Consider the following 22,766-nt stretch of genomic DNA (forward strand, 5'->3'; position numbering starts at 1 on the left):
GGGATGGGTTTTCAGATGCAACAGGAATCAGCTACGCGGCGGGCGCCAGACGCCGGAGGGCGTGCGGTCGGGGATAAAATCAGATGTGTGGCCGATGGCCAAAGGATGAGCGCGTGCCAGCGGTGCCTTGAGCACCGCCAGGGACAATTGCAGCAGGCCGCCGGTCTTGCATTCCTGGCCCGGCTTGCAGACTTTGCCGTGATCAAAGCCGTCCTGGCAGCAGTCGGGGCTCATGTCGGTCATCACCTGCATGTCTGCCATCTTCATCGGGCACGGCTCGGTGCTCGACGGCACTCCCGCCATCCCGGTCAGGGGAAGCGTGAGGCTTAACAGCATGACCAGGATTAAACGCAGGAGGCGGCTCATGGGGCGCGAGTCTAGCCAAGGGGCGGTTAAGCCGCCATTAACAATTTCGTGAGAACTCGGCCGTGAAAACGAATCTGCGCCAGGGTCAGCGCGGTGTAGCCGATGATCACCGCAGGCGACAGGCTGGCCTCGTCACAGAACTTGCCCAACGGCTGCAAAGTCAGGCCGACGGCGGCAGCGCGGCTACAAAAATCCGCCTCGCAGACGCCTGCCGGCAACCACAGCACAAAATGCAACCCGGCCTGCTGGCCGCTGACCGTGCAGCCGTCCGGCAGGCAGGCGAGCAATGCATCGCGGCGCGCCTGATAAGCCTGGCGTGAAGCGCGCAAATGACGCACAAACGCCCCACTGCCCAGGAATTCGACCAAGCCCAATTGATCCGTGGCGCCCACCGAATGCCCGGTCCATTGTGAAGTGTGCAATAACGCAGGCCGCAGCGCCCTGGGCACCACCATGAAACCCACACGCAAGCCGGGAAACAGGTTCTTGTTGAAGCTGCCGCAATAGATTACCCGGTCGCCGGAATCGAGGGATTTGAGCGCGGCCAGCGGCGCGCTGTTGTAGTTGTATTCGCTGTCGTAATCGTCTTCGACCACCCAGGCGTCAGCGCGAGCAGCCCAGTCCAGCAATGCCAGGCGGCGCGAGACCGACAAGGTCATGCCCAAGGGCGCCTGGTGGGCAGGCGACACGTAAGCCAACCGCGCCGTGGCTGGGAGTTGGTCGGTGTCGAGGCCTTCGGCCGTGACCGGGATCGATTGAACCTGCGCGCCAGCCAGGCTGAACAGGCGCCGCGCAGGCTTATAGCCTGGGTCTTCGACGCATGCCGTGTCGCCGGGTTTGAGCAGCGTGCGCGCGATCAGGTCGAGGGCGTGACGAATGCCCGTGGTGACAATCACCTCATCCGCCTCGCAGTGCATGCCGCGGTAACTGCGCAGGTAGTCGGCGATTTTCTCGCGCAACGCCGGTAACCCGGCCGGGTGCGCGGCCTCCAGCGCACCCGGCCCCGCCGACAGCAAGCCACGGGAAATACAGCGTGCCCAGGTTTTCAAGTCGAACAGACTGGCATCCGGGCGCCGGGCCACAAAAGGCACGTGGCTTTGCACGCCGGCGTCGGGCTGATCAGGCACGGCCAAGCGGCGCGGTTTGCTGCTCGGCGCCGGGGCCGCGATAAACTCCTCGGGGATCACTGCACTCACCCGCGTGCCGGAGCCCGCCACGCGCTCGACATACCCCTCGCTGTGCAAGCGCTCGAACGCCGCCTCCAGGGTGCCACGCGACACCAACCAACGCTCGGCCAGGCTGCGGGTCGAGGGCAAGCGGCTGCCCACCGGCAACTGGCGATTGAGGATGGCGGCGCGCAACGCGTCATAGGCACCCTGCTGCTTGCTGACGTCCAGCGTATCCGGGCGCGGCAAGTCCAAGATGGCGGCGGTTTTTCCTCGGCGCATAAGTGGTCCAGTGTTTTAAGCCATAAGCGGCTCAAAGAATTAAACCACAAAGTCGTTAGAGTTCAGGCTCTACTCGTTAGCAAAGAAGCTTCCCATGACTCAACGCGCCCTCTCCACCGGGTTCTGGCTGGTCCTGCTGACCGTGCTGATCGCCCTGCCCCGTCTCACCCTCGACCTGCACCTGCCAGCCTTGCCCGCCATGGCCGACTACTTCCACAGCAGCGACAGCCAACTGCAATTGACCCTCACGCTGTACACCTTGGGTTCGGCGATTTCCCTGCTGGTCAGCGGCCCGTTGACCGACCGCTTCGGCCGGCGCCCGGTCTTGCTGGCCGGGCTGCTGCTGTACGTGGTGGCGACGGTGACCTGCGCCCAGGCCGACAACCTCGGCGTGCTGGTGATCGCCCGGCTGTTCCAGGCCCTCGGCGGCTGCTGTACCACGGTGATCGGTCGGGTGATCGTGCGCGATTACTTCGACCGCCACGAACAGGCGCGTCTGCTCGGCCTGATCTCCATGGCCATGGCCATCTCGCCGATGGCCGCGCCGGTGCTTGGCAGCCTGATGCTGCCCTTGATCAACTGGCGTGGCTTGTTTGGGCTGCTGGCCGTGATCGGCGCCGTGCTGTACCTGGTGGTTTACCGCCGCCTGCCGGAAACCCGCCCGACCGAAGTTGCCGCTGCGCCGCCGAGCAACCTGCTGCGCGTGTATGGCCAACTGCTGCGCGACCGCTATTTCCTGCGGTACGCCTTGGCCATCGGCTGTGTGTACAGCACGTATTTTCCGTTTATCAGCGAGTCGTCTTCGCTGTTGCAGCGCGGCTACCAACTGACGGCCACGGAATACGCGCTGGTATTCGCCGCGACGATCAGCGGCTACATGCTCGGGGCGAACCTGTTTCGCCGTTTGGTATTGCGCTTCGAGCCCGACCACTTGATCAACGCTGGGATCGGCCTGAATGTGCTGGGCAGTGTTTTGCTGGCGATGGCGACCCTCGCGCTGCCGGGAGAATGGCTGGCGATTGTGCTGCCGATGGTGGTGATCATGGTGTCGGTGGGGATGGTGATTCCGGCCTGCCAGCTGTCGGTGCTGCAGCCCTATGGCGCGATTGCGGGGACGGCGTCGGGGTTGTTCTTTTTTATCCAGATGATCCTGACGGCGGTGAGCAGCTGGGTGACGGGGTTGTTGTCGGATGGCACTTCACTGCCCTTGGTGATCATGACCGCAGCGGCGAGCGCGCTTCTTATCACAAGCTGGCTGACATTACACAAAACCAAATGTGGGAGCGGTGGTGCGACGACTCGACTTGCCCGCGATAGCGGTGTGTCAGTTAGATAAACCATCAACTTACACTCCGTCATCGCGGGCAAGTCGAGTCGTCGCACCGCCGCTCCCACAGTTAACCTGAATCAGTGCATGAAAATCGCGATCAGGATGATCACCGGAATCGGCACGCCGAGGAACCACAGTAGTAATGAGCGCATGATGTTCTCCTTGAATTAACGAACGTAGTTTTCGGTTTCGACGTACACCACAGCATCCCGACGACGACCGCCGAAGGTTGCTGCGAAGCTGGCAAAGAACGCGCCGATCAACAGGGCCACAAAGGTCCACAGCGAGGTGTAGGCAGCGACTTTGGCGGCAGTATCGGCCGCTTGCTTGGCTTTGAGCTTGGCATCGTCAATGGCTTTACGGGCTTCGCCGTAGACCTTGTCAATACGCGCTCCGGCGTCGGCCTGGCTGAGGTTGGTGCGCTGGCTGATCAACTGGGCCAGGTAGGCACGGTCCTCCGGTGCCAATTGGCCGTCGTTGCTCAGGGTGCGGGTGAGGATGCGTGCGACCACGCCGTGTACCGCGTCATCGCTGACGGCAGCTGGGCGGTCATCGCGGAACAGGCTGTCGACGTAGTAGTCGAAGTCGCCGCTGTTGGCGCCCTTGGCTGCGCTACCGGCGGCCTGGCTGATGCCGCTGGCGGCACCTGCTGCGACACTGGCACCGGCTTTCACGCCGCCACTGACCACGCTGCTGACCGAACCGACCACCAGTACCGCGGTGACCAGGGTTGCGACGGCCCAGGCGAGGAAACCATGGGCCGTGTCGCGAAAGTACACTTCATCGCCATGCATATTCGCCCACTTCACACGCAACCGGCCGGCAATGTAACCGCCCAGGCCCGAAGCGACGATTTGGGTGAATGCCAGCCAGATAATCGTGGAAATACCCAGCCCCTTGGCGCTCATGCCGCTGTCGGCCCACGGCGACACCGCCGAAAAGCCCAGGCCGAAGCCCAACAGCACCAGGATAAGCGACAGTGCAGCCGCCGCAGCGGCCCCGGCAAAGATTGCGCCCCAGGAAACCCCAGAGCGCGCGCTTGACTCTTGCAGCGTGGATGACGATGTGATCATTGTTGTTTTGCTCCCGGCAGGAAAAATAGTGTTACAAGTCTCAAAAGGGACAGTGCAGGCAGCGTGCCAGCCGGGCCAAAAATTAAAATCATGTTATTTCAACGAGTTAAGTAATTTGAACTTCGCAGGACCGTGCAACTTGCAAGAAACAGCAGTGGCGGGCGTGCTTTATGCAATCTCCCTGCAAACCCGCTCACTGTGGGAGCTGGCTTGCCTGCGATAGCGGTCTTCCAGGTTGATATTTTGTCTCTGACACACCGCTATCGCAGGCAAGCCAGCTCCCACAATGATTGTGTGCAACCCGGATATTTGTGGTGGTTTTGCCAAGATGAAGTTTAATTTAGGAAACATTCAGCTACTTCTTGGCAAAATGACCCCACTTCTAGTGTGAATCGCTCACCAGGTAATCCTATGACCCGTATTTTGACCATCGAGGATGACGCCGTAACGGCCCGCGAGATCGTCGCCGAGCTGAGTAGCCATGGACTGGACGTGGATTGGGTGGACAACGGCCGCGAAGGCCTGGTCCGCGCTGTGAGTGGTGATTACGATCTGATCACCCTCGACCGGATGCTGCCGGAGCTGGATGGCCTGGCCATCGTCACGACCCTGCGCACCATCGGGGTGTCGACGCCGATCTTGATGATCAGCGCCCTCTCCGATGTCGACGAACGCGTGCGCGGCCTGCGGGCCGGTGGTGATGACTACTTGACCAAGCCGTTCGCCTCCGACGAAATGGCTGCCCGTGTCGAAGTCCTGCTGCGGCGCAAAAGCACGGTCAAGGAGTTCGAAACCGCCCTGCGCGTGGCCGACCTGGAACTGAACCTGATCAGCCGCGAAGCCAGCCGTGCCGAGCAGCCGCTGAGCCTGCTGCCCACCGAATACAAACTGCTTGAGTTTCTGATGCGCAACACCGGGCAGATCCTGTCGCGGATGATGATCTTCGAGGAAGTCTGGGGTTATCACTTCGACCCGGGCACCAACCTGATCGATGTGCACATCGGTCGCCTGCGCAAGAAAATCGATCCACCGGGCCTCACACCGCTGATCCGCACGGTACGAGGTTCCGGTTATGTCATTGCTGAACCCCTCTAAGGGCTGGCGCTCCTCCAGCAGCCGCTTGCTGGCGCTCTACAGTTCGCTGTTCGTGGCCTGGAGTTGCATCCTCATGGGGGTGCTGTATTTCGAAGTCTCGGGTTACCTGGGCGACCTGTCCCGCCACTCGCTGATGCAGCGCCAGCACTTGTTTCAGCGTTTCGACGGCGAAGAACTGGTGGAAGCCCTGACCACCAGCATGACCTTCGACATGAAGGGCGTGGACGCCTATGGCCTGTTCGATGAGCAATTTCGCCCCCTGAGCGGGCCAATTCGCGCCGTGCCACCGGACTTGCCGCTGGACGGCAAGATCCACGCGCTGGCCAATTGCGTCGAGTCCGACGACCCCAAACTGCCCAAAGACAGCTGCGACGCCGTCGCCACCCACACCGAAGACGGCCGCTGGCTGGTGCTGGTGCGGGCCAACGGTTCGCTGTTCGGCGTCACCCGGATAATCTGGCATGCACTGCTGTGGGCGCTGTCGTTGACGATTATTCCCGGCGCGGCCGGCTGGCATTTGTTGCGCCGCCGCCCGCTGCGGCGTATTCGCGGGATCCAGGCCAGCGCCGAGGCTATCGTCGCCGGCGACCTGACCCACCGTTTGCCGCTGTCGAATCGCCGTGATGAGCTGGACATGCTCGCGGCCATCGTCAACGCCATGCTCGACCGCATCGAGAAGCTGATGAACGAGGTCAAGGGCGTGTGCGACAACATTGCCCACGACCTGCGCACCCCGCTGACACGCTTGCGCGCGCAGCTTTACCGCATCAAGCAGGAAGCCGAGGAAAACTCGGTGTACGCGGTGAAGCTCGACGACGCCATCGCCGAGACCGACACGCTGATGGCGCGCTTTCGCGGGCTATTGCGCATCTCGGAGCTGGAAGACCACCAGCGCCGCTCGGGTTTCCTGGTAATGGACCCGTTGCCACTGCTGCGCGAGCTGCATGACTTTTATCTGCCGTTGGCCGAGGAAGGCGAATTGCAGTTGCGCCTCGAAGTGCCCGAAGCGCTGCCGTGGATCACCGGCGACCGTGCGCTGCTGTTCGAAGCCTTGGCCAACCTGCTGAGCAACTCGATCAAGTTCTCGCCCGCCGGTGGCGAGGTGATCTTGCGTGGTGTGAATGACGGCGGCAGCACGCGCATCGAAGTGCACGACTCCGGGCCGGGTATTCCGGCGGCGGAACGTGATGCGGTGTTCCAGCGTTTTTATCGCGTGGATGAAAGCGACCAGCAAGGCGGCTTCGGTTTGGGCTTGTCGATTGTGGCGGCGATCATCAACTTGCACGGGTTCAAGCTGGAGGTTGGCAGCAGCCAGCGTGGCGGTGCGCGGTTGGTGCTGGAGTGTCGGCAGCAGTTGATGCCCGAAGCCTGATCGTTCCCACGCTCCGCGTGGGAATGCAGCCCAGGACGCTCCGCGTCCCACAGCGTGACGCGGAGCGTCACAAGAGGCATTCCCACGCAGAGCGTGGGAACGATCATCTCCAGGCGCTACAAAACCGTGTGGGAGCTGGCTTGCCTGCGATGACGATGTACCCGGCAAATTTGCAGTGCCTGACACTCCGCTATCGCAGGCAAGCCAGCTCCCACATTGGAACGGCTTTGCCGGTTAGTTAGAAGTTGGCGCGCAGCGCTTCGAGGCCGCCGCTGTAAACACCGGTGAACAACTCTTCCACCGCCGCGTCCGTGGTCCCGGCTGCCGGGGTGAACACGCCGGACCAGGTCACTTTCGCCGAGCTGTCGGTGAGCGCCTCAACCTGCAAGGTCGCAAGGTAAGCACTCACCGGAAACGGCGATTGCTCGATGGTGTAGCTGTAGCTGCGCGCCACGTTATCAAAACGCTGCAAACGCTCGACTACCACACCGCCATCTGCGGTTTGCAGGTGGCGCACGCGCCCGCCCTCGCTCGGCTCGCTCTTGACGATAAACGGCAGCCAATCCGGCAGCGCGTTGAAGCCACCGACCAATTGCCAGACCTGATCGGCCGAAACCGGGATTTCAATTACAGAAGAAGCTGTCGCCACACTAAATACTCCAGGAAAAATAAAGACTTCAGATCGCCATGCTGTCGACAACACCACCGTCGACCCGCAGCGCAGCGCCTGTGGTTGCAGAGGACAGCGGTGAAGCAATGTACGCCACCAGGTTCGCCACTTCATCCACATTCGCCGCGCGCTGGATGATCGAGGTCGGCCGTGCGTTACGTACAAATACGTCGGCCTCGTCCCGCGCACTGCGCCCGGACTTCTGTGTGGCGTCCTTGAGCATCTGCTCCAGGCCGTCGGTAAAGGTCGGCCCCGGCAGCACTGCGTTAACCGTCACGCCGGTGCCCGCCAGGCGCTTGGCCAGGCCATGGGAAACCGCGAGGTTGGCGCTTTTGGTCACGCCGTAGTTGATCATGTCGGCCGGTGTGGCCACGCCGGACTCCGACGACAGGAAGATCACCCGCCCCCAGCCCTGCTCGACCATGCCGGGCGTGTAATGCCGTGCCAGGCGCACGCCGGAAATCACATTGACCTCATAGAAGCGGGTCCACTCGCTGTCGGGCGCATCAAAGAAATCCACATCGTTGAAGATGCCGAGGTTGTTGACCAGGATGTCGGCACGCGGTTCGGCGGCGAACAGTTTCGCGGCGCCTTCGGCGGTGCCAAGATCCGCCACCAGCCCGCGCAGATCAGCGCCCGGCACCGCCTGGCGAATGCTTGCCAGCGCATCGTCGACCTTGCCCGATTCGCGCCCGATCACCACCACGGTGGCACCGCAGGCGGCCAGCGCCTGGCTGATGCCCAGGCCAATACCGGCGGTGCTGCCGCTGACGATAGCTACTTTGCCGCTTACATCAATGTTCATCGGTGGTACTCCTGAAGTTAGAGCGGCAGAGGCGCACGGGCCGAAATCAACCGGGCCTCGCGCAGCGCCTGCCAGAAGGCTGCCGGGATCTTCTCTGACAACGCCGCAACGTCTTCGGCAATCCGCCCCGGACGACTGGCACCTGGAATCACCGCCGCCACGGCCGGATGCGCCAGGGAAAATTGCAGGGCTGCGGCTTTTATACTTACCCCAAACGCCTGGGCAATCGCCTTGATCTGCTCGACTTTATCGATGATCGCGGGGCTCGCCTGCTGGTATTCGAAGTGCGCGCCACCGGCCAGAATGCCGGAGCTGTAAGGCCCGCCGACGACGATCTCGACATTCTGCGCCAAGGCTGCGTCCATCAAACGCTGCAAGGCACGTTCGTGGTCCAGCAAAGTGTAGCGGCCGGCCAGCAGGAAGCCATCGGGCCGGGCTTCGCTGAGGTCAAGGGTCAACTCGCAGGGTTCAACGCGGTTGACGCCCAGGCCCCAGGCCTTGATCACGCCTTCTTCGCGCAGGCGGGTCAGCACCTTGAAGGCGCCGGTGCGGGCCTGGTTGAAGTAGTCCAGCCATTGGTCGCCGTAAAAGTCCTGGGCGATGTCGTGAATCCACACGATGTCCAGGCGGTCGGTTTGCAGGCGCTCGAGGCTGTCTTCGATGGAACGCAAGGTGGCGTCGGCACTGTAGTCATTGAGCATCTTGTTGGGGCGGCCGTGTTCGAACACGCCGCTTTTTTCGCCGAGGTCGCGGGCGCTTTCTTCGACTTCATCGAGAATCACCCGGCCAACTTTGGTGCTGAGCACGAAGTCATCGCGGTTGTACTGAGACAGCGCATGGCCCAGGCGGATTTCCGACAGGCCCGAGCCGTAGAAGGGAGCGGTGTCGAAGTAACGCACGCCGTGATTCCAGGCAGCCTCGACGGTGGCCTGGGCTTCGTCTTCGGCAATTGCGCGGAACATATTGCCCAGCGGTGCGGTGCCGAAGCCCAGCGGGCCGGGCAATTTGTCTTTCAAGCTCATGGTGGGTCCTCAATCGGTTGTGGGTCGCTGTGACCGTTGAGCAGATCCTAGATTGCATAGATCGGACCGTCCAAGACATACTGCGACCAACTTGAGTCCTGAAAGGTCTTACACATGATTGATCTTCGCCAACTGCGCTACTTCGAAGTGGTCGCGGAAGAAGAACACGTCGGCCGTGCCGCCGAGCGCCTGCATATCTCGCAGTCACCGCTGAGCCGCCAGATCGCCCAGCTTGAAGAGCGCCTGGGCCTGACCTTGTTCGAACGCAGCCAGCAGCGCATCCGCCTGACCCGCGATGGCCAGACGTTCCTGGCGGAAACCAAGGCGCTGTTGACCCACGCCAATCGCTTGGAATCCTTGGGCAAACGCCTGGGACGCGGCGAAGAAGGCGGCTTGTGCATCGGCTACATCGAAAACGCGATGCACGCCGGCGTGCTGCCCAATGCGTTGCGCGTATTGAGCGATGACCGGCCTACCGTGCATATCAAGCTGTACAACTTGCCGTCGCTGGAACAGCTCGAAGGCTTGCGTCAACGCAGCCTCGACATTGCCCTGGTCGGCGAGCCACCGGCCACCGATGACCCGGACCTGACGGCGCTGCAGGTGCTGGACGACCCGATGCTGCTGGCGCTGCCGGAACATCATGCATTGGCGCGCCACAGCGAGTTGTTACCCGAGCATCTGGCTGATCAGGAGTGGATCGGCGTGCAACGCAAGCCTGGCGCCAACCCGGCGGATGACTTTGTGGCGGCGTGCATTCGTGCTGGTTTTACGCCGCAAATCCCTATGGAAGCCAGTGAGCCGTTTACCGCCCTGGGGTTGGTGGCCTCGGGTTTGGGTGTGGCGATGGTGCAAAAGGGGCTGAGCCGGAATGCGCCGCCTGGGGTGGTGTTGCGTGAATTGCCATGGCTGACCTACACCACGCCGCTGTGGGCGGCATGGCACCGGGTTAATTTGCGGCCTTTGGTGGAAACGTTCAGGAAGGTGCTGACTGAAAGCCTGTGAAGGCCAGGGCAACGGGTAACCTCATCGCCCCGGACATACTCGGTCCAATGTCAGCCACTCACGCCCTTACCTCAATCTTTCCCCCTCAGGCTCATCCGGTTAAACGCGGCTGCCAGTCAGAGCATTTCTCGCAACCGATACCACAGCATCCCCAACGCCAGCAGCGGCGAGCGCAGGGCCTTGCCGCCGGGGAAGGTCATGTGCGGCACTTGGCTGAAGATATCCAGGCCGTGGCTTGCACCGGCGTGAATGCCTTCGGCAAGCAGGCGCGCGCACCAGTGGGTCACGTTCAGGCCATGCCCGGAATAGCCCTGGGCGTAGAACACATTCGGGTACTGCTTGAGGCGCCCGACCTGGGGAAAGCGGTTGGCGGTGATGCCGATCTTGCCGCCCCACTGGAACTCGATGGCGGTGCCTGCCAACTGCGGGAACACCTTGAGCAACTTGGGCTGCATATACGCGGCAATATCCGCAGGGTCACGCCCCGAGTAATGGCAGGCGCCGCCGAACAGCAGGCGCCGGTCAGCCGAGAGCCGGTAGTAATCGAGCCCGACTTTCTGATCGCACAGGGCGAGGTTTTGCGGAATCAACTGCTGGGCCAATTCGACCGACAGAGGCTCGGTGGCGATGATGTAGCTGCCCGCCGGCAGTACCTTACCGCTCAAGCGCGGTTCCAGTTCCTCCAAGTGCGCGTTACAAGCCAGTACCAGATTAGCCGCGCGCACCGTGCCGCCGGCGCAACGCACCTGCACCGTATCGCCGTGTACAAGCTCCAGCACCTGGGTCCGTTCGAAAATCTTCACCCCGAGCGACTCGGCCACCTGCGCCTCGCCCAGCACCAGGTTCAACGGGTGCAAGTGCCCGGAGCCCATGTCCACCAGGCCGCCAGCGTAGACGCTGGAGCCCACCACCTGCGCCATGTCTTGCGGGCCGACCAGGCGGGTTTCAGGGGCATAACCCAGCGCTGCCAGGCCGGCCTGCTCGCCCTTGAACGCGGCAAACTGCGCCGGGGTGTTGGCCAGTTCGCAAAAGCCCCAACGCAAATCGCAGTCAATGTTGTGCTGGGCGATACGCTCGCCCACCAGCGCCACCGAGTCGATCCCGGCGTGCTGCAGGTAACGCACGCCCTCCTCACCCACATACTTGGCGAACCCCGACACATCATGGCCGATACCACGAATCAGTTGCCCGCCATTACGCCCACTGGCGCCCCAGCCGATGCGCCGGGCCTCCAGCAGGATCACCGAGAGCCCGCGCTGGGCCAGTTCGATGGCGGTGTTGACGCCAGTGAACCCGCCGCCTATCACGCACACATCGGCGCTCAGGTCGGCGCCCAGTGACGGGCGCTCCGGCATGGTATTGGCCGAAGCCCGGTAGTAGGACCGGGCGTGGTCATTGGACGGGATCATTTGTTGGTCTTCACTTTGCTCCAGGCGCGGGTCATCAGGCGCATGGTCGCCGGGGTCGGCGTGGTGGAAATATAGAGTTTGTCGAGCACTTCCTGGGACGGGTACACCTCAGGGTTGTTGACCAGCTCCGGCGCCATAAAGGGCTTGGCCGCCGGGTTGGCGTTGGCATAACCGACCGCGGCACTGACCTTGGCGATCACCTCTGGGTCGAGCAAATAATTGATGAAGGCGTGGGCCTCTTTCGGGTTCCCGGCGTCGGCAGGAATCGCCAGCAAGTCGAACCACAGGTTGGAGCCTTCCTTGGGAATCGAGTAGGCGATGTTCACGCCGTTCCTGGCTTCCTTGGCGCGGTTGGCGGCTTGAAATACGTCGCCTGAATAGCCGAAGGCCACGCAGATATCGCCGTTGGCCAGGTCCGAGATGTACTTGGACGAATGGAAGTAGGTGATGTACGGGCGCAACGTCAGCAGCTTGGCTTCGGCCTGTTTGTAGTCCTCGGGGTTTTCGCTGCGCGGGTCTTTGCCCATGTAATTGAGAATCGCCGGGAACAGCTCATCGGCTGAATCGAGAAAAGCCACGCCGCACTCGTGCAGCTTCTTGATGTTCTCGGGCTCAAACAGCACCGCCCATGAGTCGATGTGGTCGATGCCCAGCACTTGCTTGACCTTGTCGACGTTGTAGCCGATGCCGTTGGTGCCCCACAGGTACGGCACCGAGTGCGCGTTGCCGGGGTCGTTTTTCTCCAGCAGCTTGAGCAGTTTGGGATCGAGGTTCTTGAAGTTGGGCAACTGCGAGCGGTCGAGTTTCAAGAACGCGCCGGCTTTTACCTGGCGTGCCAGGAAGTGGTTGGACGGCACCACCACGTCATAGCCGGTGCGCCCGGCGAGCAACTTGCCTTCCAGGGTTTCGTTGGAGTCGAACACGTCATAGATCACCTTGATCCCGGTCTTGGCCTGGAAATCGGCCAAGGTGGTCTCGCCGATATAGTCGGTCCAGTTATAGACACTGACCGTCTGGGCGGCCTGGCCGCTGCTGCTGAACGCCGCGACAAGAGCCAGCGGGAGAAGCTTTTTCACAAGACGCATATCGACACCCCTTTATTGGTTTTTTAGACGCTCAACAGCAGGAACTCACGCTCCCAGGAACTGATCACTCGCTTGAAATTCTCGTGCTCGGCGCGCTTGACCGCCACATAGCCACGCACGAACTTATCGCCCAGGTACTGCTTGACCGTGTCGCAGTCCTCCATGCGCGCCAAGGCATCTTCGAGGGTGAACGGCAAGCGCAGGTTGCGGCGCTCATAGGCGCGGCCTTCCACCGGCGCGCTCGGCTCAATTTGCTCGATCATGCCCAGGTAGCCGCACAGCAAGCTCGCGGCAATCGCCAGGTAGGGGTTGGCATCCGCGCCCGGCAGGCGGTTTTCCACGCGCATCGCGTCGGGGCTGGAGGTCGGTACACGCAGGCCGACGGTGCGGTTTTCTTCGCCCCACTCCACGTTGACCGGCGCCGAGGTGTCCGGCAAAAAGCGGCGGAACGAGTTCACGTTCGGCGCGAACATCGGCAGCAGTTTGGGAATGTACTTTTGCAAGCCGCCGATGTGATGCAAGAACAGCTGGCTCATCTTGCCGTCGGCGTCGACGAACACCGGCTTGCCGGTGGCGATCTCCACCACGCTCTGGTGCAGGTGCATGGCGCTGCCCGGTTCGTCGGCCACTGGCTTGGCCATAAAGGTCGCGGCCACATTGTGCTTGAGCGCGGCTTCACGCAGGGTGCGTTTGAACACGGTGATCTGGTCGGCCAGGTCGAGGGCGTCGCCATGGCGGAAGTTGATTTCCATCTGTGCCGGGCCGTCTTCGTGGATCAGCGTGTCAAGGTCCAGACCCTGCAGTTCACACCAGTCATAGACGTCTTCGAACAGCGGGTCGAATTCGTTGGCGGCGTCGATGGAAAACGACTGGCGCCCGGTTTCGGCCCGGCCCGAACGGCCCACCGGGGTTTTCAGCGGCAGGTCCGGGTCTTCGCAGCGCTGGGTCAGGTAGAACTCCATTTCCGGCGCGACAATCGGCTGCCAACCTTTGTCGGTGTACAGTTGCAGGACTTTTTTCAACACGTTACGCGGAGACAACTCGATGGGGTTGCCCTGCTTGTCGAAGGTGTCATGGATCACGATGGCGGTGGGTTCGATCGCCCACGGCACCACGTAAGTGGCGTTGGACACCGGCCGGCAGATCATGTCGATGTCGGCAGGGTCGAGCAGGTCGTAGTAGATATCGTCGTCGACAAAGTCCCCGGTCACCGTTTGCAGCAGCACACTCTCCGGCAGGCGCATGCCTCGCTCATGCAGGAACTTGTTGGTGGGCGCAATTTTGCCGCGTGCGATGCCAGTCAAATCACTGATCACGCACTCGACTTCGGTAATCTTGTGTTCTTTCAGCCAGGCGGACAGCTGATCGAAGGGGGCGTTCATAAGGACCTCGTCATGGGTTGGTTGCACGCGCCGACTTGTACTCCCGGCGCATTGAGGTCTATCTTGGGCCAGCCTTCAAACGGCATCTATCCACTTTGCACGAACCATAACGCACCAATAGAGTGCGCCCAGGTTACCCATGACACAGGCAACAGCTTTGCGCGTACAGGCCTTCACCACCGGTGATGTGGCCGCTCAATGCAGTGCGACACCCGGTTGGGTGCAGCAGTACCAGCAGATGTCCCCAGGGCATTTTGCCGGGCAGATCCGCTACCTCGACCTGCACGGCGTCGAGGTTTACGAAGAGTGCATGAACACTCGCGTGGAGCAGCATTTCAATGCGCCACCGGGCTCCCTGGCGTTCTGTTTCGATGGCAGCGACAACGCGCTGTACATGCTCAATGGCGAGAGCCGCAACACCTGGATCACCCCGGAAAACTACCGCGAAGTCGCGGTGGTATTCGGCCCGCAGTTCGTGCAGCGCCATGGTTTGGATGTGGCGAAACTTGAGGGGTTGTTCATGGCACCGCTGACGTGCCAGCAGAACGCGCTGTTCACCCGATGGCTCAGTGGCACGCTGACACGGCTGTCCGCGCTGACTGACCCTATCAGCCGTGATGCCCTCACCCAGCAATTGCTTGATGACTGCCTGTTTATTCTCGACAACGCTTGTGTGTGCCTGGACCGCAGCTCGTTGCAGCGGCGCAGTGACGAGCGCCTGTTGATGGCGCGTATCGGTGAATGGGCGGCGGATGCGCCGGATGAAACCGCCAACCTGCTGGAACTGGCGCAGATCGCCGGTGTGCCGTTACGCCAATTGCAGCAAGGCTTTAAGACCTACACCGGAATGAGCCCGGCGCAGTGGTTGCGCTTGCGCCGGTTGAACGGGGCGCGGCGTGAGTTGTTGAGCTCGACTCGGGCTACGGTGGCTGAGGTGGCGATGAACTGGTCGTTCTGGCACTTGGGGCGGTTTTCGCAGAGTTATCGGGCGTTGTTTCGGGAGTTGCCCAGTGAGACGCTCAGGCGTTTGGGTTGACGGGTGTTTTTGGTACTGACCTGGGGGCCAAAGGATGTAAGAGCCGCAGCAACAGCAGAGCCATACTCGGTCAAAGGTGGGAGCTGGCTTGCCTGCGATGGCATCAACCGGTTGTACCTGATGTACCGAGGTGTCTGCATCGCAGGCAAGCCAGCTCCCACAGAAAAGCAGCTCTTCAGTGTATGCAAATCCGCCTTTCGCTTTTGATTCAACCACTCAGGTCGGCTACTAGGCCGCCGTGCTGTAGATTTTGATCTTGATCTGAGGCGCCCCGTTAACCACGGATTCAAGCCTTCGTTCTGGCACACCGAGCCTAAGCGAGGCACCGAGTGGTGGGGCGAAGACCTTTTGGTTACTTTTGGCTGGGCCGGCATTCCGGGCGTTTGCCAAAAGTGACCCGCTGTAAGAGCGGAACCCTACTCAGCCGTTACCGCAGCAACGGATATGTACACAACACAACCATTCTCAATAACTTGTAAATCCCAGCACATCCCCCTAGCTTATGCGCCCCCCGCCCTGCGCTTTAAGGCCCTACCCCCATGGTTGTGCGTTTTCGTCCCGTCGTTACCTCACGTTTCGCCCTTGGCCTGCTACTCAGCAGCAGCCTGGGCAACAGCATGGCCGCTGAAATCGAACTACCGGCGGTAAACGTCCAGGGCCAGGAAGACTCCGGCTATCGCACCAACAGCGCCTCGGTCGGCGGCTTCAACGAAGCGCCGTTGCTGGACACTCCGGCATCAATCACCGTGATCAACGCCGAACTGATCAAAGACCAGCAGGCGCGCCTGCTCAGCGAAGTGCTGCGCAACGACGCCTCGGTAGGCGACAGCTACGCCCCCATCGGCTACTACGAAAACTTCGTGATCCGCGGCTTCTCACTGAACGCCGCGAGCAGCTACAAAATCAACGGCCGCACCATCACTGGCGAGCAAAACGTCGCCCTGGAAAACAAGCAGCAGGTCGAAGTGCTCAAGGGCCTGGCGGGTTTGCAAAGCGGTATTTCCGAACCCAGCGGCGTGATCAACTACGTGACAAAACGCCCGGAAGATGTGCGCTCGGTTACCGTGTCCACCGATGACCGAGGCAGCGGTTACATAGCCACCGACGTGGGTGGCTGGTTTGGCAGCGAGCAGCAATTCGGCCTGCGCGCCAACGTCGCCCACGAAGACCTCAATTCGTATGTCGAGCACGCCGATGGCCAGCGCGATTTTGTGTCCCTGGCCTTCGACTGGAACATCAGCCCCGACGCGGTGCTGCAACTGGACGCGGAATACCAGAACAAGCAACAGCGCTCCGTGCCGGGTTATCAACTGCTGGGCGGCACCGAAGTGCCCCATGACGCGTCACCGAAGAAATTGCTGGGGCACCAGAGTGGTTCCCATCAGGTCGGCATCGATTCGCTGAACCTCAATGGCAAGTTTGAATACCGCTTCAGTGATCAGTGGAAAGGCAGCCTCAGTGCCGCCCACAGCAAAGTGGTGATTGATGATTACAGCTCGTTTGCCTGGGGCTGTTACTACGTCGGTAGCTGCAACGCCAACACCTTCAGCCCGGAAGGCGACTACGACGTCTACGACTACCGCAGCCCCGACGACACCCGCCGTGATGATGAAGTACAGGCGGCAATAACAGGCCTGTTCGACACCGGCAGCCTGGGCCATGAACTGACTTTCGGCACCAGCGCGTTTCGCCGGGTGATCGACAAGCGCAAGTCCGTCAACGAATACATCGGCAGCGGTAATATCAACCAAGACGCACCGACCTTCGAGCCTACTGATAAGCCGCTGAACCCAAGCCATCGCAACCTCGACAGCCGTCAGTACGGCCTGTTCGTCACCGACCGCATCCGCTTCAACGAGCAATGGCAAACCATCATTGGTGGGCGCGAAGTGCGTCTGGATGAAAAAGCCTACGATGACCAAGGCAACCAGGCGCGCCACACCCAGCAATACGTATTCCTGCCTCAAGCTTCGTTGATCTATAAACCCGTGGAAAATATCTCGCTGTACACCAGCTACAGCAAGGGCTTGTCATTGGGCGGCACGGCACCGTGGTTTGCCCGAATTCCCGATGAAACCCTGGCCCCAACCGTGTCCCGGCAAATCGAAGCCGGCGTGAAATACGACTGGCACCGCATCAGCTTCGCCGCCGCCGTATTCCAGACCCGCCAGGCCTATCAATACGCAAAACCCGAAGGCCTCGAGTTTATCTACGTCCAACAAGGCGAACAAAAAAACACCGGCCTGGAACTCTCCGCCAACGGCTGGGCCACCGACCGCCTGCAGATCGCCACCAGCGTCGCGGCGATTCGTGCCCGCGTGAACAACAGCGGCACGCCAGACTACGAAGGCCACCAGGCGCTCAACGTCCCCAAACTGCGCGCCAGCCTGTATGCCGATTACGCCCTGCCGTGGATGAATGGGCTGGCCGTGCTGGGCGGCGTGCAATACAGCGCCAAGAAGTACGCCGACCGCACCGGCAATGTGCAAGTGGGCGACTACGCCGTAGTGAATGTCGGCAGCCGCTACACCACCAAAATCGACGGCTATGAGACCGTGTTCCGCCTCAGCGTCGATAACCTGTTCGACAAACGCTACTGGCGCGATGCGGGTGAATACCTGGGCGACGACTACCTGTTCCAGGGCGCGCCCTTGACCGCGCGCCTGAGTGCTTCGGTTAACTTCTGAGCCTGCGCGGCGCTGCCAGCCACAGCGCCGCCAAACCACAGACCAACAGACTCCAACCCAGGTCCTGGGCCCAGGCGACCAGGGTCAACCCAGCGCCGATCACCAGGTAATACAACAAACCAAACAGCGCGGCGGCAGTGCCCAGACGATCTTGGTAGGCCACCAGCGCGGCCCCCAGCACATTGGGGATGGCCATGCCGAATGCCAGTACCACCAGCAGCATCGGCCAGACAAATAACCCGCTGTGTTGCAGCAGCACGACCAGCAAGCCACCCAGCACTGCGACACCGGCGGCGATCAGCACTAATCGCTCGCCGTTTACCCCACGCTTGAGCAGTCGCTTGTTCAGCCACGCACCACACCCGGAGCCCAGCGCCAGCAAGACGCCGCTGTAGCCGAAGTCGGCGGCAGACAAACCCAGCCGCGAAAAGATGAATGGCCCCACGCTGTAATAGCTGAACAGCGCAATATTGAACGCCGCCACCAGCCCCACCGAACGCCAGATCCCGGCATCCCTGAGCAGCAACCGCAACGTCTGGCCCAGCGCGGCCGTCGGCATCGAGGCTGGACGGGTCTCGGGCAACGCCCACACGCACCACGCCCATAAGGTCAGCGAGAGCAGCAACAAACCACTGAGCACACCGCGATAACCGAAGAACTGCACCAGGCTGGCGCCCGTGAACAGGCCCACGGCCGGGCTGGCGGCCAGGGCAATGCCCATCAGCGAGAATACCTGGGCCAATTGCACGCCCTTGAAACGGTCACGCAGCACGGTCTGCGTCACCACCGAACCGACCGCCGCGCCAAACGCCGCCAACGCCTGGGCCAGCAACAAACCGTTGAAGCTGGTCATGCCCAAGGCCAGCACCGAGGCAGCCACGTACAGAGCCAACCCGGCCAGCATCACCGGCCGCCGCCCCCAACGATCACACAGCCGGCCCCACACCACCACGCCAAAAGCGAACGCCAGGAAATACACCGATAACGTCTGCCCGGCCCGCTCCGGCCCCACCGCAAACGCCCGGCCGATATCTTCCAGCGCTGGGCTGTAGAGCGTTTGGGCCAGTTGCGGGAACATCAGCAACGCGACCGTCAGTGGCAAAAAAAATTTAACCTTCATCCCCAACTCCTTTGCTTGAAACAGCGCAAGAAGTGTAAGGACTGTCGACTGGAGTATTATCCAGACTTTGACAATTTACCCATCAAATCGGACAACCTATGGCCTGGCTCGCCAACGACGCTACTTTCGATCCCGACCACCTGGCAGCGCCGGTCATCGGCATTGCCGCCCTGCTCGGTGATCACGACTCCGGCCTGCACCGCCACCAGCGCGGGCAACTGCTGTTCACGCGCCAAGGCTGCACCCGTATCACCCTGGACAACCAGCTGTGCCTGCTGCCGCCTTCGCGAGCAGCGTGGATCCCGTGCGGCGTGCCGCATCGCGCGGTGATGCACAAAACCGTGGACTATCGCTCGGTGTATCTGAGCCCGGCACTGGCCGATCAATTGCCTGCACAGGTGGGGGTGATCGAGGTCAGCCCATTGCTGCGCGCAGTGCTGGAACCCATAGCGATGGCGCCCTTCGACACCGATTGGCAAACGGGCCGCTACGCGCATTTGCTGGCGTTGTGCCTGGATGAAATCCAGGCGGCCACCGCACAACCGATGCTCCTGCCCTTGCCCCAGGACAAACGCCTGGCGCCCTTGCTCGCCGATCTGGAAAGGTTACCGCCGACCCTGCAAGCCCTGGAAAAACAGATAGGTGCCAGCACCAAGACCATCGGCCGGATTTTCCTGCGGGAAACCGGCCTTGGCTATCAGCAATGGCGCCAGCAGTGGCGCCTGATGCGGGCCATCGAACTGCTTGCCATCGGACGCAACCTAGGCTATTGCGCGTTCGAGTTGGGCTTTGCCAGCGACAGCGCGTTGATCGCCTTCTTCAAAAGCATGACCGGCAGCACGCCACGCGGGTATTTGAAAGTCGACTGAGGGCGTGCATGAGGCCGCTTCAGCCCGGTAGCGGAATCACCCGTAAAGGCCGCACCGACTTATAGGAAAAACTTGAGTAGATTTCTTTAACACAGGGCAACGTCTGCAACACCTCACGCGCAAACTCGCCAAACGACTCCAGGTCTTTGGCCACCACCTCGAGCAAAAAGTCATAGCGCCCCGACACGTTGTGGCAGGCGACAACTTCGGGAATCTCCAGCAGCCGTTGCTCGAATGCCCGGGCGATTTCCTGAGTGTGGCTTTCCATCATGATGCTGACAAACGCCGTCACGCCATACCCCAGCGCCTTGGGCGACAGAATCGCCTGATAGCCGCTGATCACCCCGCTCTCCTCCAGGTTGCGCACCCGTCGCCAGCACGGCGAGGTGGTCAGGGCGACGCGGTCGGCAAGTTCGGCCACGGTCAAGCGGGCATTACCTTGCAAGGCGTTTAAAAGGGCTTTGTCGGTGCGGTCCAGACTCACGGGCATAACGTGCCTCTATTTGTTGTTTTTGTCGATTATTCGCCCCGAAATCCGGGATTTTCCTGGGTTTTTTGCAATGTTCAACTCTGGTTATGAGCATAGCATTGTAGGAAATAAGGAGCGTCCGACATGAACAACAAACACAATACATTCGGCTTTTCTACCCGCGCCATCCACCACGGTTACGACCCCAAGGACCATCACGGCGCCCTCGTACCGCCGATCTATTTATCTGCCACCTTCGCGTTCCCCACCGCCGAATATGGCGCTGCCTGTTTTGCCGGGGAAGCCAGCGGCCACTTCTACACACGCATTTCCAACCCGACCCTGGCACTGTTGGAATCACGCATGGCAACCCTGGAAAACGGCGAAGCTGCCGTGGCCTTCAGCTCCGGCATGGGTGCGATTGCCGCAACGTTCTGGACCCTGCTGCGCCCGGGCGATGAAGTGATCGTCAGCCAGACCCTGTATGGCTGCACCTTTGCCCTGCTGCACCATGGCCTTGCTGAGTTCGGCATCCGGGTGCGACACGTCGACCTCACCGACCTGGCCGCCCTGCGCGCGGCATTGTCCCCTGCCACCCGCATGGTCTATTGCGAAACCCCGGCCAACCCCAACCTGCGTCTGGTGGACATCGCCGCCGTGGCCGAGCTGGCGCACCAACAGCCAAATGTCACCGTGGTGGTCGACAACACCTACTGCACCCCCTACCTGCAACGTCCGCTTGAACTGGGGGCCGATCTGGTGGTGCACTCGGCCACCAAGTACCTCAGCGGCCATGGCGATATCACCGCCGGTATCGCCGTGAGCAACCAGGCGCTGGCACAACGTATTCGCCTGCAAGGCCTCAAGGACTTGACCGGCGCGGTGATGTCGCCGCAGGACGCATCCTTGCTGATGCGCGGCCTCAAGACCCTGGCCCTGCGCATGGACCGCCATTGCAGCAACGCCCAGGCGGTGGCCGAAGCGTTGCAAGCACACCCTGCTGTGCAGTGGGTCACCTACCCGGGCCTGCGCTCTTTCCCGCAATACGCCCTGGCAGCGCGGCAGATGAAGCAGTCCGGCGGCATGATCGCGTTTGAACTCAAGGGCGGCATCGACACCGGCCGGCGCTTTATGAACGCCCTCAACCTGTTCACCCGCGCCGTCAGCCTGGGTGACGCCGAGTCGCTCGCCCAGCACCCGGCGAGCATGACCCACTCCACCTACACCCCCGAAGAACACGCGCAGCACGGCATCAGCGAAGGCCTGGTGCGTTTGTCGGTCGGGCTTGAAGACATTGCCGACCTGTTGGCCGATATCCACCAGGCCCTGGCCAAATGCACGCGTGCGGCACCGCGCCGGGCCGTGGTGGAAGAACACGCCGTGAAATAGGGCCTACGGTTGAGGTAATCCTTTCCTACAGACGGTGGTCGGACTGGTCCGACCGCCGTTATGCGTTTTTAATCTGTTTTTTTTGCCGATTGGATCCCCATGCATTTCCCTGGCTGTACTAGCATAGGTGCTCGGCGGGTGCATTATCACTGTAGGTTATTCACATTGGTTACCTTGTTAAACCCCGTCGCTATAAGGATGAATACCTGCACTCAACATTCATGGACGAACTGATGAACTCACACCTGTTCCCTCATATAGGCAAGGTCATCGCCAGCACCGGCAGCCGCCATTTCCCGCGCATGCTGCATGACTTGATCCTGACCCAACTGGCAGTGGACGCTACCCATATCACCCAACTGCAGGTCAGTGCCGAAGGGCACACCCGACGCCGGATCAGCCCGGTCTACACCGACTCGGTGACGGCGCTGGGCGAAGAACAACCCGCTGCCCAATTGCACCTCACACGCCGCAAGGACGATGTGCGTTATGTGTTGTCGGTGTATCGCTCGCATCAGTCGGAAAGTTTTTCGCCACAGGAACGCAGCATGCTGGAGGATTTTTCGACGCTGCTTCTGCCCATGGTCGAGAAACACATCACTGCGATCCAGCCCTGTCGCCAGGGCGGATCGCCTGTGGTCGCCGAAAATCAAGGGCTTGAAACCTTACGTCGGCGCATTGAAGAACGTCTGGTGCAATCGGGGTTGACCTTGTCCAATCGAGAACTGGATGTGTGTGTGGGTTTGCTGGCCGGGCGGACTGCACCGGAGTTGGCGGAGCAGTTGGCGCTGAAGGTCAACACTATTGAAAGTTACCTCAAGCGGGCGGCGATCAAGCTGGGGATCAGCGGGCGGCATTCGTTGTTGCGGTGGATGTATGCGGGTGATGAGGGCGTCGCCACGGCTCTCTAGATCAGGCTGTGGGTTGTCTTTTGGTGGTGTACATATCCGTTGCTGCGGTAACGGCTGCCTATGGTTCCGCTCTTACAGCGGGTCACTTTTGTAGAGACATGTACGGACCGGACACATGGTTGACACATGTGCGGGGACATGGTGGACACATTATTGACCATAATCAGGCTTACTAATGTCGATTGTTCGCAAAAAGTGATGGCAGAAATAGACGTCGAACAGA

20 protein-coding genes are annotated in these 22,766 nt (G+C 61.3%); 9 read left to right on the plus strand and 11 right to left on the minus strand.

What is annotated here, in order from left to right; all coding sequences use genetic code 11:
• Positions 1-27: 27 nt before the first annotated feature.
• Together HBO23_RS25055 and HBO23_RS25060 are read right to left on the minus strand one after the other, a co-directional pair.
• Complete coding sequence (locus tag HBO23_RS25055; protein ID WP_138454360.1) at positions 28-366, minus strand: hypothetical protein; 339 nt, start codon at positions 364-366, stop codon at positions 28-30.
• 26 nt (positions 367-392) lie between these two features.
• A complete protein-coding gene (locus HBO23_RS25060) occupies positions 393-1,814 on the minus strand; it encodes a PLP-dependent aminotransferase family protein (protein ID WP_170040128.1) in 1,422 nt (473 codons plus the stop codon).
• A gap of 94 nt (positions 1,815-1,908) precedes the next feature.
• On the opposite strand from HBO23_RS25060, the gene HBO23_RS25065 reads away from it, so the two are divergent.
• Entirely contained in the window at positions 1,909-3,150 is a 1,242-nt protein-coding gene (locus tag HBO23_RS25065) for a multidrug effflux MFS transporter (protein WP_170040130.1), read from the plus strand.
• A gap of 161 nt (positions 3,151-3,311) precedes the next feature.
• Here the strand turns inward: HBO23_RS25065 and HBO23_RS25070 are convergent, their stop codons facing one another.
• Positions 3,312-4,217: a hypothetical protein gene (locus HBO23_RS25070; protein ID WP_170040132.1), complete on the minus strand. Its 906-nt coding sequence runs from the start codon at positions 4,215-4,217 to the stop codon at positions 3,312-3,314.
• A gap of 411 nt (positions 4,218-4,628) precedes the next feature.
• On the opposite strand from HBO23_RS25070, the gene HBO23_RS25075 reads away from it, so the two are divergent.
• Together HBO23_RS25075 and HBO23_RS25080 are read left to right on the plus strand one after the other, a co-directional pair.
• Positions 4,629-5,312 carry a response regulator transcription factor gene (locus tag HBO23_RS25075; RefSeq protein WP_003219726.1) on the plus strand — a complete coding sequence of 228 codons (684 nt, stop codon included), beginning with the start codon at positions 4,629-4,631 and terminating at the stop codon, positions 5,310-5,312.
• A complete protein-coding gene (locus HBO23_RS25080) occupies positions 5,290-6,684 on the plus strand; it encodes a HAMP domain-containing sensor histidine kinase (protein ID WP_099550136.1) in 1,395 nt (464 codons plus the stop codon). Before HBO23_RS25075 ends, HBO23_RS25080 begins: the two co-directional genes overlap by 23 nt.
• A gap of 238 nt (positions 6,685-6,922) precedes the next feature.
• On the opposite strand, the gene HBO23_RS25085 is transcribed toward HBO23_RS25080, so the two are convergent.
• From HBO23_RS25085 to HBO23_RS25095, 3 genes are read right to left on the minus strand one after another with little or no spacing between them, the layout of a single operon-like run.
• Complete coding sequence (locus tag HBO23_RS25085; protein WP_170040134.1) at positions 6,923-7,333, minus strand: SRPBCC family protein; 411 nt, start codon at positions 7,331-7,333, stop codon at positions 6,923-6,925.
• Positions 7,334-7,361: 28 nt separating this feature from the next.
• The gene (locus HBO23_RS25090; protein ID WP_170040136.1) at positions 7,362-8,159 is read right to left on the minus strand and encodes an SDR family oxidoreductase; all 798 of its coding nucleotides are present in this window, start codon (positions 8,157-8,159) and stop codon (positions 7,362-7,364) included.
• A gap of 17 nt (positions 8,160-8,176) precedes the next feature.
• Positions 8,177-9,181 carry an aldo/keto reductase gene (locus tag HBO23_RS25095; RefSeq protein WP_099550137.1) on the minus strand — a complete coding sequence of 335 codons (1,005 nt, stop codon included), beginning with the start codon at positions 9,179-9,181 and terminating at the stop codon, positions 8,177-8,179.
• A gap of 114 nt (positions 9,182-9,295) precedes the next feature.
• On the opposite strand from HBO23_RS25095, the gene HBO23_RS25100 reads away from it, so the two are divergent.
• Complete coding sequence (locus HBO23_RS25100) at positions 9,296-10,186, plus strand: LysR substrate-binding domain-containing protein (protein ID WP_170040138.1); 891 nt, start codon at positions 9,296-9,298, stop codon at positions 10,184-10,186.
• Between the two features lie 116 nt (positions 10,187-10,302).
• Here HBO23_RS25100 and HBO23_RS25105 read toward each other — a convergent pair whose 3' ends face one another.
• Genes HBO23_RS25105 through HBO23_RS25115 form a run of 3 tightly spaced genes read right to left on the minus strand, consistent with a single transcriptional unit; the run spans position 10,303 to position 14,062 of the window.
• Positions 10,303-11,595, minus strand: a complete 1,293-nt coding sequence (locus HBO23_RS25105; RefSeq protein WP_170040140.1) for an FAD-binding oxidoreductase — start codon at positions 11,593-11,595, stop codon at positions 10,303-10,305.
• Complete coding sequence (locus tag HBO23_RS25110) at positions 11,592-12,680, minus strand: polyamine ABC transporter substrate-binding protein (protein ID WP_169987705.1); 1,089 nt, start codon at positions 12,678-12,680, stop codon at positions 11,592-11,594. The genes HBO23_RS25105 and HBO23_RS25110 overlap by 4 nt, the downstream gene beginning before the upstream one ends.
• A gap of 23 nt (positions 12,681-12,703) precedes the next feature.
• On the minus strand, positions 12,704-14,062 hold the full coding sequence (locus HBO23_RS25115) for a glutamine synthetase family protein (RefSeq protein WP_017135352.1): 1,359 nt from the start codon (positions 14,060-14,062) through the stop codon (positions 12,704-12,706).
• A gap of 139 nt (positions 14,063-14,201) precedes the next feature.
• Between HBO23_RS25115 and HBO23_RS25120 the strand changes: the two genes are divergently transcribed.
• On the plus strand, positions 14,202-15,098 hold the full coding sequence (locus HBO23_RS25120; RefSeq protein WP_099550140.1) for a helix-turn-helix domain-containing protein: 897 nt from the start codon (positions 14,202-14,204) through the stop codon (positions 15,096-15,098).
• A 539-nt stretch (positions 15,099-15,637) separates the two neighbouring features.
• Positions 15,638-17,785 (plus strand): TonB-dependent siderophore receptor, encoded by a 2,148-nt coding sequence (locus HBO23_RS25125; RefSeq protein WP_170040142.1) that lies wholly within the window; start codon positions 15,638-15,640, stop codon positions 17,783-17,785.
• Here HBO23_RS25125 and HBO23_RS25130 read toward each other — a convergent pair.
• Positions 17,775-18,905 (minus strand): MFS transporter, encoded by a 1,131-nt coding sequence (locus HBO23_RS25130; RefSeq protein WP_170040143.1) that lies wholly within the window; start codon positions 18,903-18,905, stop codon positions 17,775-17,777. The two genes, HBO23_RS25125 and HBO23_RS25130, sit on opposite strands and share 11 nt — an antisense overlap.
• A gap of 98 nt (positions 18,906-19,003) precedes the next feature.
• On the opposite strand from HBO23_RS25130, the gene HBO23_RS25135 reads away from it, so the two are divergent.
• On the plus strand, positions 19,004-19,774 hold the full coding sequence (locus HBO23_RS25135; protein WP_099550144.1) for a helix-turn-helix transcriptional regulator: 771 nt from the start codon (positions 19,004-19,006) through the stop codon (positions 19,772-19,774).
• A gap of 19 nt (positions 19,775-19,793) precedes the next feature.
• Here HBO23_RS25135 and HBO23_RS25140 read toward each other — a convergent pair whose 3' ends face one another.
• Positions 19,794-20,264, minus strand: a complete 471-nt coding sequence (locus HBO23_RS25140; protein WP_017136655.1) for an Lrp/AsnC family transcriptional regulator — start codon at positions 20,262-20,264, stop codon at positions 19,794-19,796.
• A 123-nt stretch (positions 20,265-20,387) separates the two neighbouring features.
• Between HBO23_RS25140 and HBO23_RS25145 the strand changes: the two genes are divergently transcribed.
• Together HBO23_RS25145 and HBO23_RS25150 are read left to right on the plus strand one after the other, a co-directional pair.
• The gene (locus HBO23_RS25145; protein WP_170040145.1) at positions 20,388-21,632 is read left to right on the plus strand and encodes a methionine gamma-lyase; all 1,245 of its coding nucleotides are present in this window, start codon (positions 20,388-20,390) and stop codon (positions 21,630-21,632) included.
• Between the two features lie 233 nt (positions 21,633-21,865).
• On the plus strand, positions 21,866-22,543 hold the full coding sequence (locus HBO23_RS25150; protein ID WP_026013668.1) for a LuxR C-terminal-related transcriptional regulator: 678 nt from the start codon (positions 21,866-21,868) through the stop codon (positions 22,541-22,543).
• Positions 22,544-22,766: the final 223 nt, after the last annotated feature.

Source organism: Pseudomonas sp. WS 5532 (assembly GCF_012985445.1).
Classification (GTDB): Bacteria; Pseudomonadota; Gammaproteobacteria; order Pseudomonadales; family Pseudomonadaceae; genus Aquipseudomonas; species Aquipseudomonas edaphica.